This window comes from Massilia sp. TWP1-3-3, from assembly GCF_049897805.1.
Classification (GTDB): Bacteria; Pseudomonadota; Gammaproteobacteria; order Burkholderiales; family Burkholderiaceae_D; genus Telluria_A.
The window spans coordinates 1-14,177 of the sequence record NZ_JAFCWX010000026.1 but is presented as its reverse complement, the minus strand read 5'-3'; the positions used below and the strand labels follow the sequence as shown (position 1 = coordinate 14,177).

The window sequence follows — 14,177 nt, the reverse complement described above, 5'->3', positions numbered from 1 at the left end:
CTGAATGTGCCGGAAAGCAATTCGCACTGTCAGCCGCCGGACTGCCGCGGGTTGTAGCCGTGCTTCTTGAGCGCGGCCATGACCGCTTCGCAATGGTCGCCCTGCACTTCGATGGCCCCATCCTTGACGGTACCGCCGGCGCCGCAGGCAGTGCGCAATTGTTTGCCCAGCGCTGCCAGCGCGGCGGCATCGAGCGCGAGCCCCAAGACCCGGGTTACCGCCTTGCCGCCCCGCCCCTTGGTCTGGCGCGACACGCGCACCACCCCGTCGCCGGCGATGGAGCCTTTGCTGTTGGCGCCGCAAGCGCATTGGGAGACGCCTTTGGCGCAGATCGGGCATATCCGCCCCACTTCCGTGGAATACACCAGCGTACCGCTTGAACTGTTTTTCATCATGGCCGTAGTTTATTCAAAAAAGTCATTTTTATCGCATCCAATGTGCGCTTTGCTGCGTATGAACGGTAGCGCTCCCGGCAAAGGGGATCTTTACATCGACAACCAAGAGGCCTGAAAAATGCACACTCCCCCTTTACCAAAATTGTTGCTCGCTGCAGCCATTACGCTGACTTTGTCCGCCTGTGGCGGCAGCGACGACTACCAGGCACCCGCCACGCCGGTGCCCCCTGCCCCGCCAGTGCTCGACGTCGGCGACGCCGTGGTCTTGAGCGCGTCGGGCAAGCTGGCCTCGTTCAATCTCGACGCGCCCGCCACGCTGCGCACCAATGTTGCCATCACTGGCCTGCAAGCCGGTGAAGTCTTGCTCGGCATCGATTTCCGCCCCGCTGACGGCAACCTGTACGGCGTGGGCAGCACGGGCCGCATCTACACGCTCAACCCGGCCACCGGCGCGGCCACGGTCAAGTCGACCATGGCAGCCGACGCGGCCGACACCAGCGCGCCCTTCGCCAGCCTGGAGGGCACCGAATTTGGCGTCGACTTCAATCCTGCCGCGGACCGCCTGCGCGTGATCGGCAGCTTGGGCCAAAGCCTGCGCATCAACGTCGACACCGGCGCCACCACCACCGACGGCGCCATCAACGGCGGCGCTGCCGGCACGGCCATCAATGCCGCAGCCTACACCAACGCCTTTGCCGGCACGGCCAACACCACGCTATTCGTCATTGACGCGCGCAATGGCACGCTGTACACGCAAAACCCGCCGAACAACGGCACCCTCACCACGCCGGTGTCGCTGGGCGTGAGCGCCTCGATCATCGGCGGCTTTGATATCGACGCGCGCAACAACCAGGGCTACGCCGTCATGACGGTGGGCGGCGCGCGCAATTTGTACGCGGTCAATCTGGCTGCCAGCGCCGCCGCGGCCACGCTGGTCAGCGCGCTCGGCGTGACCGAGGACATCAAGGGCTTTGCCCTGCGCACGCCCAAATCGCCCGTGGTCTACGGCCTGACCGACGGCGCGCGCCTGATCGGCTTCAAGCCGCTCACGCCATCGACGCTGGACACCGATGTCGCCATCACCGGTCTGGCAAGCGGCGAAAAACTGCTGGGCATCGACATCCGTCCAAAAGATGGCTTGATGTACGCCATCTCGTCCACCGGGCGCATCCACACCATCGACCCGGTCACGGGCGTGGCCAGCTTCAAGGTGGCGCTGGCCGCCGACGCGGCCGACCTGACGCTGCCGTATGCCATGCTGGCGGGGTCGGACTTTGCCGTCGACTTCAATCCCGTGGCCGACCGCCTGCGCGTGATCAGCAATGCCGGCCAGAGTCTGCGCATCAACGTCGACACGGGCGCTGCCACCACCGACGGCAGCATCAACCGTAGCGGCGCCACGCCCGTGGTGACGGCCGGCGCCTACACCAACAGCTTTGCCGGGACCGGCGCCACCATGCTGATGGTGCTCGACAGCGACAGCGACAGCCTGGCCCTGCAAAACCCGCCCAACGACGGCACGCTGACCAATATCGGCGCGCTCGGCCTGGACCTGGCCGGCGACGGCGGCATGGATATCGCCGGTGGCGCCAACGGCCTGGTGCTGGCATCGCTGCGCACCGCCGGGGCCGGCCCGAGCCGCCTGTACCGCGTGGACCTCGCCAGCGGCGCGGCGCTGCCGGTCAACGGCGCGGCCAATGCGGCGCTGTCGGTCATCGGCGCCGGCACCATGAACGTGCTCGACATCGCCGTCTCGCTCAAGTAAGCCTGCCGGCGCAAAAAAAGCCCCGTGCGCGGGGCTTTTGGCGTTTACTTTTTCTGCTAAACCTGCTTGTGACATTCCCTCATGCGCATCAGGTCCGCCTTGCCTGATCGGCAGGATGATTCACACCGTCATTGGTGGGGACACCCTTGATATCGAAAGGGTTGACGCCTTCCAGGCAACCGACGTTGTAGCCGTACTCGTCCGGGTTGGAGCGGCGTTGATGGTGGGTGTAGATGCCGCACACGGAGCAAAAGTAGTGCTTGGCGGTGTTGGTATTAAATTCATACAGCGTGAGCTGGTCGTGGCCCTGCACGATCTCGATTGACGACAGGGGCACCGATGCCACGATGGCGCCCTTCCTGCGGCAGATCGAACAGTCGCAGCGGCGTGGATTGACGACGCCGTCGGGCAGGTGCAACCGGAGCACGACTGCCCCGCAATGGCACGACGCGAGGTGCTTCTCATGGATCGTGGTGGGACCGACCTGCTTGATCATGCCATCGCTCCTTAAGATGATTAGTAAATTTCAACATTGTCTGGATGTTGCTGATTTTATATTGTAAGGTTTAACCCCGCTGGCGGGCGCGTCCCGTTTAATGAATACCGGCACAACATTCGCCCCACTTACCAAGGAATAATATGATGGACCTGAAAACGCTGGCCCGCACTGCCGGCTGCCTCACGCTGATCGTCGCCATCGGGGCGTGCGCCAAGAAGGAGGAGCCGGGCGCGGCGACTGCGCGGCTGGCAGAGGAAATTTCCGCCACCAGGACAGCACCGGCGCCGGTAGCCAAGCCGTCGGCCAGGGCGGCCGCCGCCGACGCCGGCGCCGACAAAGAGGTGACCACGGCGAGCCAGACCCAGCAAATGGGTTCGAGCGCGGCCACGTACGTCGATGGCGAGCGCAAGTTCATTCGCAAGGCGAGCGCGCAATTTAACGTCAAGGACGTGTACGTCGCCGCGCTGGGGATCGAGGACACCGTCGCCGCGCATGGCGGCTTTGTGGTGCTGAATCACATCACCACGGAAAGCATCAGAAAAGAGAGCCGCCCGATCGGCGACGGCAAGCTGCTTGAACTGAACGAATACAAGGTGCAGGGGCAGTTGGTGGTGCGCGTGCCGAGCGCCAGGACGCAGGAATTTCTGCGCGCGATCGTGGGGCACATCGTGTTCCTCGACCAGCGCAGCTTCAGCGCGCACGACGCCCAGTTCGACCTGCTGCGCCGCCAGCTCGACGCGATTCGCAACCAGGAAACGCAGGGAGAACTGGGGCAAGCCATCCAGGATGGCGGCAAGCTGGGGCAGAAGGCGGACGCGATCACCGCGCGCGGTGAAGTCAAGGGCGCGCGCGACGCCGCCCTGCTCGAGAAGAAGGAGTTCGAAGACCAGGTGGCGTTCAGCACCATCGAGCTGTCGATGTACCAGCAGTCCAAGCTTGTGCAGAGCGAGCGCGCGGACATCGATGCGGCATTTCGCAAGGCGGGGCCGGGCTTTTTTAGCCAGCTGGGTGAAAAATTGAAAGGGGGCTGGGAAGGCTTGCTCAGTTTCGTACTGGTGCTGGTGGGGATCTGGCCGGTGCTGCTGATTGGCGCGTTTGCGACAGTCGCGGTGATGCGCGTGCGAAGATCGCGCCGCTTGAAACGGGCCGCCTGAGCCGCGCCCGCCTCGCGCACGAGCCGCAGCAAGCCCGAAGCAAACAGTCAACGCTGGCGCCGCTCTGCCTGCTGCGCCAGGTCTTCCCAGCCATGCGCGCGTAAATGGGGGGCAAGCGGTGGTGCGGCGGCCAGCTGGGCGTCGCTCAGGTCTGCCAGCAGCGCCGAAACTTCTGCGCGCGTGATCAATGGCCACAGCCCGACGGTGGCGTAATCGATCCGCTCGCCAAACACCGCCCACACGCGCCGATGCATTGCCGCAGGGCGCGCAATGGTCCAGTTCTCCTGCTGCCGGATCGTCTTGCCGGAGGCGTTGCGGGTGCTCATGGTCACCGGCGCATTGATGTCAACGCCGCTGGACAAGGCCAGCAATGCACGCTCGAATGCAGGGCCCGGCTCGGCGCCGCCCGGATACCAGTTCGCCAGCGTCATGTAGGGCAGCACACCGTCTTTGCCAGGCGCATGCGGGTCCATTCCATGCGCGAGCAAGACTTCGATCAGTCCGAGATACCCCTTGCTGGCGGCGAAATGCAGCACGCCATCGGCTTTCTTGTACCGGCTCTTGAGTTGCAGCCCGGACGCGCCCCCATCGGGCACCACCTTTTCCCAGGCAGCAACACTATCGTCGGCAGGCGCCGCGGCCGTCAGGTATTCGTAGATGGCAACCTGTCCGGCATCGGAATATCCGTCCTGCACGGCGCCGCCGTCGATCAGGATTTTCATCAACGGCAAATCGCGATTCGTTGCCGCCATGCCGAGCTCCTTGCTGTAGCCCTCGTAGCGGTCGGCCGCCGCGCCGCGCGCCGCAAGCAGCCGCACCATCGCCATATTCCGGGCTACGACGGCGAAGCCAAAAGCGGGAAACGTGCTCGCGCCGTTATCGAGCAAGTACGTCGCCGTCGCAGCGTCAGAGCGTGCTACCGCGCAGTTCAAGGCCATGCTCAGGGTTTCCGACGTTGGCCGCAAGTCCATGCCTGTCAGCTTTTTCAGGAACGCGAGGTCGCCCTTGCAGGCGCTGTAATGGCCTTGCGCCGGCCGCGCTGCGCGTGCGTTGCAGGCACAACAGGCAGGCGGGGTAACGGCGCATTTCCAGCCTGGCCGCTCTGCAGCGAGCGCAGTGTTTGGAGCGACAAGGCGGCCCACAGCACCAGGATGAGGATCGTTAGCGCCAGCAACAACGTCCAGCCCAGCGCAGAACTGATCAAGCCGCCCGCCCCTGACCTGGCGACGCCATCCCACCAAGCCTGCGACCTTAGCAGCCGGAGGCCGAAGGCGAACAAGAAAAACGGCACCAGGCTCACCGGAATCCAGACCAGGGTCCGCCGAACAACGGTTATCCTCAGCACTTTCCTGTAGCGGCCGGGGTCGGCATGCACGCACAACATGCAGCCCACCAGGAACGCGCTGAAGACCAGTGCCGCGAGCGGAACCACAATCCACAGGGTCCAATCCGGCAGCAACACTGGTACTTTATTGATCACGGCGAGGACAAGCGCCGTCAGCGCGCACTAGGCGGAAAAGCGCCGGAGCGAAGGCAGCGGCAGCTCCGGGAGCCTGATGCCCAGAACGCCCATCGCAAAGCGTGCAAGCAGCGGGCACCAGGCGCGCAACATGATTGCCGCGCACAGCACCATGGCGAAGACCGCGACGACGGCTCTGGCGCCTTGCCACGGCACCATCGCGGTGAGCGCGATGGTCATCAGGGACGCCGGAACCGCCAGCGCGGCCAGCACGGGCCAGCTGAACAATGAGCGCGCGCGTGCCACCCAAAACCGGCGTTGCTGCGCCACGATCACGGTGACATGTAATGCTGTTACCAGCTCTTGCACAAAATTCATTGGGACTGCCTACGATGTTTGCGTCCTGCATTATGTATTGACGGCAAGAATTCCGATAGGGCATCCCATGCCCTTACCTCAAATCAGGCCGCGCGCCGTCAGCTCCTTTTTCGCATACGCATAAAACACGGGCGCCGCAATCACCCCCGTCATCCCGAACAGCGACTCGCCCACCAGCATCGCAATGAGCAGCTCCCACGACCTGGCATTGATCTTGGAGCCGATAATGCGCGCGTTCAAAAAGTACTCCAGCTTGTGCAGCACGACCATGAACGCCAGGCAGGCAAGCGCCGTCTCGAGCGAATGCGACAGCGCCACCACCACCAGCACCGTGTTCGATACCAGGTTGCCCACCACCGGCAACAGCCCGGCCACGAAGGTGAGCGCAATGAGCGACTTGGAAAACGGCAGCGACACGTCCGCCATCGGCAGCACCACCAGGATGAAAACCCCGCTCAGGATGGTGTTGATCCCGGAAATCCACACCTGGGCAAAGACGATGTTGCGAAACGCGTCGGCCAGAATCTGCACCCGCTCCAGCAGCGCGGCGGCAAACGGGCGGTGATATTGCGGCGTGAGCGTGTCATGCAGCGACACCATGACGCCGATGATCATGCCGATCAGGATGCGGGTGAGCGTCTTGCCCGCCGCCGCGCCCATCGCCTGGGCGTCGGATGCGTGCTCGCGCAGCCAGCTGGTGATCATGTTGCGCACCGAATCGGCGTCGACCGGCATGTGCGCGCTCAACCACACCGGCATCTGGCCGCGCGAGGCGTCGATGATGTCGGCCATTTTCTGGAACAGGTGGCTCATGCTGGTGGCGTCGGTCTTGAGCAGCACCGTCAGCCCCCACACCGCCATCGAGATGCCCGTGATCAGGATCAGGCCGATCGCCGCCGCGACGATCATGCGCGCCCGCACGTCGCTGATCTTGCGGCCCAAAAACGGCGCCATCAGCCGGATCAGGCTAAACATCAGCAAGCCGGCGAACAAGGCGCCCAGCAAGCCATCGAGCAGTACCATGAGCAAGAACAATACAGCGAAAATATAAGACGCGATGCTGCTGGCATCGAGTGTCTCGACGGCGAGGGTCGGGCGGCTTGCCATAGGGTGTACTCCGGATGTGAAACGGGTTCGTCCAGGCGAACTGTGGACTGGCTGAACCGAAGTGTAACGACTAAGATACAAAGGAAAAACATGCTATTTCTGGAGCGTTACTTCCAGAAAACAGAAGGATACGCTTTTATCGTACGACTTTCCAGTGTTCCCGGGGGACCACGGGAAGGCGTGTAGCGATTTCCCAGCGACCATAAATATGGTACGCTGCGCTGCCTGAAAAACAACCTCATGCAATATCAGTTTGGCAGCGGCTACCCGCCGTGCGCCATCTTAGCCACCGTCACAGACGCGTCACCCACGCGCAAGAAGGAAGCGAATGAGCAAGGACGAACCACTACGCCTGCACGTACCGGAACCCACCGGCCGTCCAGGATGCGCCACCGATTTTTCTTATCTGCGCCTGTCCCCGGCGGGCAGCGTGCGCAGGCCCGAAGTCGATGTGCTGCCAATGGATACGCGCGACATGGCCTATTCGCTGGTGCGCGTACTCGACGAACAAGGCCAGGCCGTCGGCCCCTGGGTGCCCGAAATCGACATTGAAGTGGTGCGCACCGGTTTGCGCGCCATGATGAAGACCCGCATTTTCGACGCCCGCATGCTGCTGGCCCAGCGCCAGAAAAAAATGTCGTTCTACATGCAGAGCCTTGGCGAAGAAGCCATCGGCGCGGCCCAGGCGCTCGCGCTGCGCCTGGACGACATGTGCTTTCCCACCTACCGCCAGCAAAGCATCCTGATGGTGCGCGACTATCCGATGGTCGACATGATCTGCCAGCTGATGTCGAACGAAGGCGACCCGCTCAAGGGCCGCCAGTTGCCGGTCATGTATTCGGTCAAAAAGGCGGGCTTTTTCTCCATCTCCGGCAACCTGGCCACGCAGTACATCCAGGCGGTCGGCTGGGCCATGGCGTCGGCCATCAAGGGTGACACCAAAATCGCCTCGGCCTGGATTGGCGATGGCGCCACCGCCGAAGCGGACTTCGACACCGCCCTCACCTTCGCCCACGTGTACCGGGCGCCGGTGATCCTCAACGTGGTCAACAACCAGTGGGCCATCTCGACCTTCCAGGCGATCGCCGGTGGCGAAGACACCACGTTTGCCGCGCGCGGCGTGGGCTGCGGCATCGCTTCGCTGCGGGTAGATGGCAACGACTTTTTAGCCGTGTATTCCGCTTCGTGCTGGGCCGCCCAGCGCGCCCGCCGCAACCTGGGGCCAACTCTGATCGAATGGGTGACCTACCGCGCCGGCCCGCACTCGACCTCGGACGACCCGTCCAAGTACCGTCCCAACGACGACCCCGCGCACTTCCCGCTGGGCGACCCGATCGCGCGCCTGAAGCAGTATCTGATCGGCGCCGGCGCCTGGTCGGAACAGGAGCACGAAGAGACCCAGAAAGCGCTTGAAGCCGAAGTATTGGCCGCGCAAAAGGAAGCGGAAAAGTTCGGCAGCATGGCCAGCGGCAGCGTTTTCAGCCCGGCCGAAATGTTCGAAGGGATCTACAAGGACATGCCTGAACACCTGCGCGCGCAGCGCCAACAGCTGGGAATCTGACAATGGCAACTGACCAAGGCAAGACAACACCAATGACCATGATCCAGGCGCTGCGTTCGGCCATGGATGTGATGCTCGAACAAAACGACGACGTCGTCGTCTTCGGGCAGGACGTGGGCTACTTCGGCGGCGTGTTCCGCTGCACCGAAGGCCTGCAGAAAAAGTACGGCAAGTCGCGCGTGTTCGACACGCCGATTTCCGAAGGCGGCATCGTGGGCGTGGGCATCGGCATGGCCGCCTACGGCCTGCGCCCGTGCATCGAGATCCAGTTCGCCGATTATATCTACCCGGCCTACGACCAGATCGTGTCGGAAGCGGCGCGCCTGCGCTACCGCTCGGCCGGCGACTTTACCGCGCCGCTCACGATCCGCACGCCCTGCGGCGGCGGCATCTACGGCGGCCAGACCCACAGCCAGAGCCCGGAAGCGGTGTTCGGCCACGTGTGCGGCCTGCGCACGGTGATGCCATCGAACCCGTACGACGCCAAGGGCCTGCTCATTTCGGCCATTGAATGCGACGATCCGGTCATCTTCCTGGAACCCAAGCGGCTGTACAACGGCCCGTTCGACGGCCACCACGACAAGCCTGTGGTGCCATGGTCGCAAAACCCGATGGGCGAAGTCCCGGAAGGCTATTACACGGTGCCGCTGGACGTGGCGACCGTGTTCCGCCCGGGCGAACAGTTGACGGTGCTGGCCTACGGCACCATGGTCTGGGTGTGCGAAGCGGCGGCGCGCGAAAGCGGCATCGACGCCGAAATCATCGACCTGCGCAGCATCTGGCCGCTGGACCTGGAAACCATCGTCAAGTCGGTCAAGAAGACCGGCCGCTGCGTGGTGGTGCACGAGGCGACCCGTACCTGCGGCTTTGGCGCCGAACTGGTCTCGCTGGTGCAGGAACACTGCTTCTACCACCTGGAAGCGCCCATCGAGCGCGTGACCGGCTGGGACACTCCTTATCCGCACGCGCAGGAATGGGCCTATTTCCCAGGCCCGGACCGCGTCGCTGCGGCATTCAAACGTACGGTGGAGGCATAAAAATGGGTGTTCATGTCATCAAGATGCCAGACATCGGTGAAGGTATTGCAGAAGTCGAATTGGTCATGTGGTACGTAAAGGTGGGCGACAGCGTGACCGAGGACATGATCCTGGCCGACGTCATGACCGAAAAGGCGACCATTGAAATTCCGTCGCCGGTGCACGGCAAGGTGCTGTCGCTGGGCGGCGTGGCCGGCCAGGTAATGGCGGTCCATTCGGACCTGATTCACATTGAAGTGGAAGGCGCGGGCAACCTCAAGGCTGGCGCGCCAGCAACAGTGCCTGCGGTGGCTACCGCGCCCGTGATGGTCACGCCGAGCATGCCGGCGCCGACCACGGTTGCAGCTTCACCGGCGCCGGTGGCCGTGCCATCGGCTGTGACCCCAGCAGCGCCAGCCAAGGCAACGGTGGCTGCGCGCAGCGGCCCGGCGCGCGACGCCGGCGAAAAGCCGATCGCTTCGCCGGCGGTGCGCCGCCGCGCGTGGGACCTGGGCATCGAACTGCAGTTCGTGGCGGGCAGCGGCCCGGCCGGACGCATCATGCAGGAAGACCTCGATGCCTTTGCCGCGCGTGGCGCAGCATCGGGCGGCGAGCGCAGTGCGCGCTACGCAGAACGCAACGACGAGCAAAACGTGCCGCTGATTGGCCTGCGCCGCAAGATCGCCCAGAAAATGGCCGACTCCAAACGCCGCATTCCGCACTTTTCGTACGTGGAAGAGATCGACGTCACCGAACTGGAAGCGCTGCGCGCGCGCCTGAACGAGCAATGGGGCAAGGAGCGCGGCAAGCTGACCGTGCTGCCGCTGTTAATGCGCGCCGTGGTGCTGGCGCTGCGCCAGTTCCCGCAGATGAACGCCCGCTTTGACGATGACGCTGGCGTCGTCACCCAGTTCGGCGCCGTGCACATGGGTGTGGCCACCCAGACCGACGCCGGCCTGATGGTCACCGTCATGCGCCACGCCGAAGCGCGCGACATGTGGTCGAGCGCATCTGAAGTGGCGCGCCTGGCCGCAGCTGCCCGCGACGGCAAGGCCACGCGCGAGGAGCTGTCCGGCTCGACCATCACCATTTCGAGCCTGGGGCCGTTGGGCGGCATTGTCACCACGCCGGTCATCAACCACCCGGAAGTGGCCATCATTGGCGTGAACAAGATCGTCGAGCGGCCCATGATCCGCAGCGGCGCCATGGTCGCACGCAAGATGATGAACCTGTCGTCGTCGTTCGACCATCGTGTCGTTGACGGCATCCACGCCGCCGAATTCATCCAGGCTATCCGCGTGCTCCTGGAATGCCCAGCCATGCTTTTTGTCGAGTAATCCATGAACGCACACACAACAACCCTGCTCGTTATCGGCGGCGGACCTGGCGGCTATGTCGCTGCCATCCGCGCCGGCCAACTGGGCATCGCCACCACGCTGGTCGAGAGCGGCAATCTGGGCGGTACCTGCCTGAACGTCGGCTGCATCCCGTCCAAGGCGCTGATCCACGCCGCAGACGAATTTGAAAAGACCACGCATTTTGCGGACGGCTCGGCGCTGGGCATCTCGGTGCCGTCGGCCAGCATCGATCTGGCGCAGACCACGCGCTGGAAAGACGGCATCGTTACCCGCATGACCGGCGGCGTCGCATCCCTGCTCAAGAAAAGCGGCGTGCAAGTGATCAAGGGCCACGCCCGCATCATCGACGGCAAGACGGTCGAGATCACGGGCGACGGTGAATCGGTGCAGCGCATCGGCTGCCAGCACCTGCTGCTGGCAACCGGTTCGTACACGACCGAGCTGCCTTTCATGCCGTTTGGTGGTCGCGTGATCAGCGCCACCGAAGCGCTTTCGCCGACCGTTGCGCCACAGCGAATGGTGGTCGTTGGCGCCGGCTACATCGGCCTGGAACTCGGCATCGCCTACCGCAAGCTGGGTGCGCACGTGTCCGTGGTTGAAGCGAAGGACAGCGTGCTGCCGGCCTACGACGTCGACCTGACCAAGGCCGTGGCGACCTCGCTCAAGGGCCTGGGCGTTGAGCTGCACCTGGGCTGCTCGGTGCTGGGCATGAATGCCGGCCAAGATGCCGTGCGAGTGCGCGGCGCCAATGGCGACGAGTTTGAACTAGCGGCCGACCAGGTGCTGGTGGCCGTCGGGCGCCGTCCGCGCACGCAAGGCTTTGGCCTGGAAGGCTTGATGCTTGACATGGCGGGCCAGTTCATCAAGGTGGACGACCAGTGCCGCACCTCGATGCGCGACGTGTGGGCCATCGGCGACGTCACGGGCGAGCCAATGCTGGCCCACCGCGCCATGGCGCAAGGCGAGATGATAGCCGAGATCATCGCCGGCAAGAAGCGGCACTTCATGCCGGCGGCGATTCCCGCGGTGTGCTTTACCGATCCGGAGCTGGTGGTGGTGGGCTTGACGCCGCAGGAAGCCAAGGCGGCGGGCATGGACTGCATCGATGCGCTGTTTCCGTTTTCGGCCAATGGCCGCTCCATGACGCTCGAATCGAAAGATGGTTTCGTGCGCGTGGTGGCGCGGCGCGACAATCACTTGATTGTCGGCTGGCAGGCTGTGGGCAAGAGCGTATCGGAACTCTCGGCCGCGTTTTCGCAGTCGCTGGAAATGGGCGCGCGGCTGGAGGACATCGGCAGCACCATCCATGCGCACCCGACCTTGGGGGAAGCGATCCAGGAAGCGGCGTTGCGCGCGCTGGGGCATGCGCTGCATATTTAAGGTGGCTTGAACCGGCCAAGTTGGCAATTTCCACATCGCCCTCGCGCGGGCGATGTGGAAGTAGGCTCGCAGGGCGCAAAAGCGTCAGCGCATTGCGCCATGCATGCGCCCCGTTGACGCCGGCATGGCGGAATGCGCATTTGTTTTTCCGCCCTACCCCGTTCACGGCGCAAAGTAAGTCTACTTTCGGCTCTGCTTCAAGAGCCACTCGAACAGCCCCGCCTTCCCGTAGGCATGCACCCATGCATCCACGTGACCACCTTCCGGCAACACGGTGTATCTCACGTCGCCTCCAGCAGCCTGCAAGGCGGCAACCATGCGCGCCGATTCCTCTTCCGGCACTGCATCATCCATTTTTCCGTGAAACACCCAGGTCGGTATGGCGCGCATGCTTGCCACCCCGCGCGCAATGCCGCCGCCGCAAATTGGCGCCACCGCCGCAAAATAATCCGGGTAACGGCTGGCCAGGTCCCACGCTCCGTAGCCACCGAGGCTCAGGCCCGTCAGATACACGCGCGTGCGGTCGACGTTGTACTTCCTGAGCACCTGGTCAAGCAAGCCCTTTAACGCAAGCGCGTGCCAGGCTTCGCCTTCGGCCAGTTGGGGAGATAAAACGATAAACGGAAAGTCTTCATCCTTCTCGGCAATTGCCGGCGGCCCCCACGCCTTGACCTTTTCCAGGTCCGTGCCGCGTTCCCCCGAACCGTGCAAGAACAGGATCAGCGGCACGCCCGGCCCTTTGGCCGAGTACCCTTTAGGCAGAAAGCGCAGATAGGGAAGTGTCGACGTCACGGTGGACACCAGTTTGGTGGCGCGGCTTTTCGCCATGGCGGGAAGTGCCATCGCGAGCGCGAGTGCGGCCATTACAGTTCGTCTGTCCATGTTCATTAGGAATGATTGCGATGTAGCATACTACCAGCACCGCCCGCTTTGCCCATGAAAAAACGCCTGGGTCAGGATGCCACCAGTCCAGCTCCACAGGCACGCGCCACTATCAGCGCCCGCCCCGGCTAGCTGCCCGACTAAACGCTGTGGCCAATTTTTTTGCTGGCTATATAACTTCGCATGACGTCAGCGCATTTTTAGCACTCACGTAAGCGGCGATAAATTCGGACGGCATGCGGCGCGCGCGCCCGCTGCTCATTTCAATGCAGACCAGGTCCCAGTGGCCGCGAAGCACGGTTGCCTGGTCGCTGTTTCTGACCAGCTGGAACCTGCGCTCCATCGTCAGCTTGCCATCGCCACCCATCAGCCAGGTGGCCAGCGTAAGCTGTTCGCCTTCGACGGTGGGCAGCAGATAGTCGTAGAGGCCGCGCCGGATTGCCATGGCGCGGTCCAGGCGTCGATAGTCGGCAATACCCAGGCCCAGTGCTTCGGAGTGCGCCCAGCCGGTTTGCTCGCACCAGCGCACGTACACCGCGTTGTTGGCGTGATTGAGCCCGTCAATATCCTCCGCGCGCGGCGCCAGCGCATGAATGAAGGGATCCGGATAGTCCCAGTTCAAGTTTGCCCCTTTACGAAACGACATTGGCGCCACGCGCAGCATGGTTCGGCTCCGTGATAGCCTGCACAATGGCGCCGGCGATTTTGCCACCGCCAGTGACGGACGGCTCGATCGGATTGGCGTAGTCGTCGGAAGACGTACAGACCAGGCGCAGGTCGATGACCTTCAGGCCGTGTTCGACGGCAACACGCAAGATGACGTCGTTAAACACCGTCAATGCTACCGTGGCGCGCTGCTGGTAGTGCGTGTCGGGAAAATTGCCGTTGTAAATAGTGCAGACGACCAGCGGCAGCGCGAGGGCAAGGCATGCCTGCAGCACCTTGCGGTATGCCAGTTCAAAGTCGCGCGCAATGTTGGCCAGCAAGATCAGTGTCTCTGCCGTGGAAGTGACGGGCGTGTCCAGAAGTGGCAAGCACATCAGTGCATTATTGCCTCCTACACTCAGCAGCAGGTGCGAAGCGTCCGGCGGCAGATGCTGCAGTTTAAAGTGGACCCACGAGTCAAGACAAGAATGTATTTAGTTTAGGCTGCGCTTATTTCACATGCAGCTGCCCGGCGCTGCCCCGCGTTTTCTACCGTCGATGATGTGTCCTCCGTTGGC

At 63.4% G+C, this 14,177-nt stretch carries 15 protein-coding genes; 6 read left to right on the top strand and 9 right to left on the bottom strand.

The window, feature by feature from the left end:
- Positions 1-29: 29 nt before the first annotated feature.
- Positions 30-392, bottom strand: coding sequence for a translation initiation factor Sui1 (locus ACP7D4_RS21230; protein ID WP_426211188.1), 363 nt, complete (start codon positions 390-392; stop codon positions 30-32).
- A gap of 121 nt (positions 393-513) precedes the next feature.
- On the opposite strand from ACP7D4_RS21230, the gene ACP7D4_RS21225 reads away from it, so the two are divergent.
- Entirely contained in the window at positions 514-2,160 is a 1,647-nt protein-coding gene (locus ACP7D4_RS21225) for a DUF4394 domain-containing protein (RefSeq protein ID WP_426211187.1), read from the top strand.
- A gap of 88 nt (positions 2,161-2,248) precedes the next feature.
- On the opposite strand, the gene ACP7D4_RS21220 is transcribed toward ACP7D4_RS21225, so the two are convergent.
- Entirely contained in the window at positions 2,249-2,656 is a 408-nt protein-coding gene (locus ACP7D4_RS21220) for a GFA family protein (RefSeq protein ID WP_426211185.1), read from the bottom strand.
- Between the two features lie 146 nt (positions 2,657-2,802).
- On the opposite strand from ACP7D4_RS21220, the gene ACP7D4_RS21215 reads away from it, so the two are divergent.
- Positions 2,803-3,813, top strand: coding sequence for a DUF4349 domain-containing protein (locus ACP7D4_RS21215; protein ID WP_426211184.1), 1,011 nt, complete (start codon positions 2,803-2,805; stop codon positions 3,811-3,813).
- A gap of 47 nt (positions 3,814-3,860) precedes the next feature.
- Here the strand turns inward: ACP7D4_RS21215 and ACP7D4_RS21210 are convergent, their stop codons facing one another.
- The 4 genes from ACP7D4_RS21210 to ACP7D4_RS21195 all read right to left on the bottom strand — a co-directional run bounded on the left by ACP7D4_RS21210 (position 3,861) and on the right by ACP7D4_RS21195 (position 6,757).
- Complete coding sequence (locus ACP7D4_RS21210; RefSeq protein WP_426211182.1) at positions 3,861-4,784, bottom strand: hypothetical protein; 924 nt, start codon at positions 4,782-4,784, stop codon at positions 3,861-3,863.
- A 14-nt stretch (positions 4,785-4,798) separates the two neighbouring features.
- Positions 4,799-5,293 (bottom strand): hypothetical protein, encoded by a 495-nt coding sequence (locus tag ACP7D4_RS21205; protein ID WP_426211180.1) that lies wholly within the window; start codon positions 5,291-5,293, stop codon positions 4,799-4,801.
- 27 nt (positions 5,294-5,320) lie between these two features.
- Entirely contained in the window at positions 5,321-5,650 is a 330-nt protein-coding gene (locus ACP7D4_RS21200) for a hypothetical protein (protein ID WP_426107417.1), read from the bottom strand.
- 78 nt (positions 5,651-5,728) lie between these two features.
- The gene (locus ACP7D4_RS21195) at positions 5,729-6,757 is read right to left on the bottom strand and encodes an AI-2E family transporter (RefSeq protein WP_426107418.1); all 1,029 of its coding nucleotides are present in this window, start codon (positions 6,755-6,757) and stop codon (positions 5,729-5,731) included.
- A 328-nt stretch (positions 6,758-7,085) separates the two neighbouring features.
- Between ACP7D4_RS21195 and ACP7D4_RS21190 the strand changes: the two genes are divergently transcribed.
- Genes ACP7D4_RS21190 through lpdA form a run of 4 tightly spaced genes read left to right on the top strand, consistent with a single transcriptional unit; the run spans position 7,086 to position 12,072 of the window.
- Positions 7,086-8,318, top strand: a complete 1,233-nt coding sequence (locus ACP7D4_RS21190) for a 3-methyl-2-oxobutanoate dehydrogenase (2-methylpropanoyl-transferring) subunit alpha (RefSeq protein ID WP_426211178.1) — start codon at positions 7,086-7,088, stop codon at positions 8,316-8,318.
- A 2-nt stretch (positions 8,319-8,320) separates the two neighbouring features.
- The gene (locus ACP7D4_RS21185; protein WP_426211176.1) at positions 8,321-9,355 is read left to right on the top strand and encodes an alpha-ketoacid dehydrogenase subunit beta; all 1,035 of its coding nucleotides are present in this window, start codon (positions 8,321-8,323) and stop codon (positions 9,353-9,355) included.
- Between the two features lie 2 nt (positions 9,356-9,357).
- Positions 9,358-10,671 (top strand): dihydrolipoamide acetyltransferase family protein, encoded by a 1,314-nt coding sequence (locus ACP7D4_RS21180; RefSeq protein WP_426211174.1) that lies wholly within the window; start codon positions 9,358-9,360, stop codon positions 10,669-10,671.
- Between the two features lie 3 nt (positions 10,672-10,674).
- The gene (gene lpdA, locus ACP7D4_RS21175) at positions 10,675-12,072 is read left to right on the top strand and encodes a dihydrolipoyl dehydrogenase (RefSeq protein ID WP_426211173.1); all 1,398 of its coding nucleotides are present in this window, start codon (positions 10,675-10,677) and stop codon (positions 12,070-12,072) included.
- Between the two features lie 180 nt (positions 12,073-12,252).
- On the opposite strand, the gene ACP7D4_RS21170 is transcribed toward lpdA, so the two are convergent.
- The 3 genes from ACP7D4_RS21170 to ACP7D4_RS21160 all read right to left on the bottom strand — a co-directional run bounded on the left by ACP7D4_RS21170 (position 12,253) and on the right by ACP7D4_RS21160 (position 13,994).
- Complete coding sequence (locus ACP7D4_RS21170) at positions 12,253-12,936, bottom strand: prolyl oligopeptidase family serine peptidase (protein WP_426107426.1); 684 nt, start codon at positions 12,934-12,936, stop codon at positions 12,253-12,255.
- 187 nt (positions 12,937-13,123) lie between these two features.
- Positions 13,124-13,576 carry an acyl-CoA thioesterase gene (locus tag ACP7D4_RS21165; RefSeq protein WP_426211171.1) on the bottom strand — a complete coding sequence of 151 codons (453 nt, stop codon included), beginning with the start codon at positions 13,574-13,576 and terminating at the stop codon, positions 13,124-13,126.
- A gap of 10 nt (positions 13,577-13,586) precedes the next feature.
- A complete protein-coding gene (locus ACP7D4_RS21160) occupies positions 13,587-13,994 on the bottom strand; it encodes an SGNH/GDSL hydrolase family protein (protein ID WP_426107429.1) in 408 nt (135 codons plus the stop codon).
- Between the last annotated feature and the right edge of the window lie 183 nt (positions 13,995-14,177).

Excerpts from the sequence above, each read along its gene's own strand:
- ACP7D4_RS21210 (WP_426211182.1), bottom strand. The coding sequence starts at position 4,784 with ATGGACTTGCGGCCAACGTCGGAAACCCTGAGCATGGCCTTGAACTGC.
- ACP7D4_RS21220 (WP_426211185.1), bottom strand. The coding sequence starts at position 2,656 with ATGATCAAGCAGGTCGGTCCCACCACGATCCATGAGAAGCACCTCGCG.
- lpdA (WP_426211173.1), top strand. The coding sequence starts at position 10,675 with ATGAACGCACACACAACAACCCTGCTCGTTATCGGCGGCGGACCTGGC.
- ACP7D4_RS21225 (WP_426211187.1), top strand. The coding sequence starts at position 514 with ATGCACACTCCCCCTTTACCAAAATTGTTGCTCGCTGCAGCCATTACG.
- ACP7D4_RS21200 (WP_426107417.1), bottom strand. The coding sequence starts at position 5,650 with ATGAATTTTGTGCAAGAGCTGGTAACAGCATTACATGTCACCGTGATC.
- ACP7D4_RS21180 (WP_426211174.1), top strand. The coding sequence starts at position 9,358 with ATGGGTGTTCATGTCATCAAGATGCCAGACATCGGTGAAGGTATTGCA.
- ACP7D4_RS21190 (WP_426211178.1), top strand. The coding sequence starts at position 7,086 with ATGAGCAAGGACGAACCACTACGCCTGCACGTACCGGAACCCACCGGC.
- ACP7D4_RS21160 (WP_426107429.1), bottom strand. The coding sequence starts at position 13,994 with ATGTGCTTGCCACTTCTGGACACGCCCGTCACTTCCACGGCAGAGACA.
- ACP7D4_RS21215 (WP_426211184.1), top strand. The coding sequence starts at position 2,803 with ATGGACCTGAAAACGCTGGCCCGCACTGCCGGCTGCCTCACGCTGATC.
- ACP7D4_RS21185 (WP_426211176.1), top strand. The coding sequence starts at position 8,321 with ATGGCAACTGACCAAGGCAAGACAACACCAATGACCATGATCCAGGCG.
- ACP7D4_RS21195 (WP_426107418.1), bottom strand. The coding sequence starts at position 6,757 with ATGGCAAGCCGCCCGACCCTCGCCGTCGAGACACTCGATGCCAGCAGC.
- ACP7D4_RS21170 (WP_426107426.1), bottom strand. The coding sequence starts at position 12,936 with ATGGCCGCACTCGCGCTCGCGATGGCACTTCCCGCCATGGCGAAAAGC.
- ACP7D4_RS21230 (WP_426211188.1), bottom strand. The coding sequence starts at position 392 with ATGAAAAACAGTTCAAGCGGTACGCTGGTGTATTCCACGGAAGTGGGG.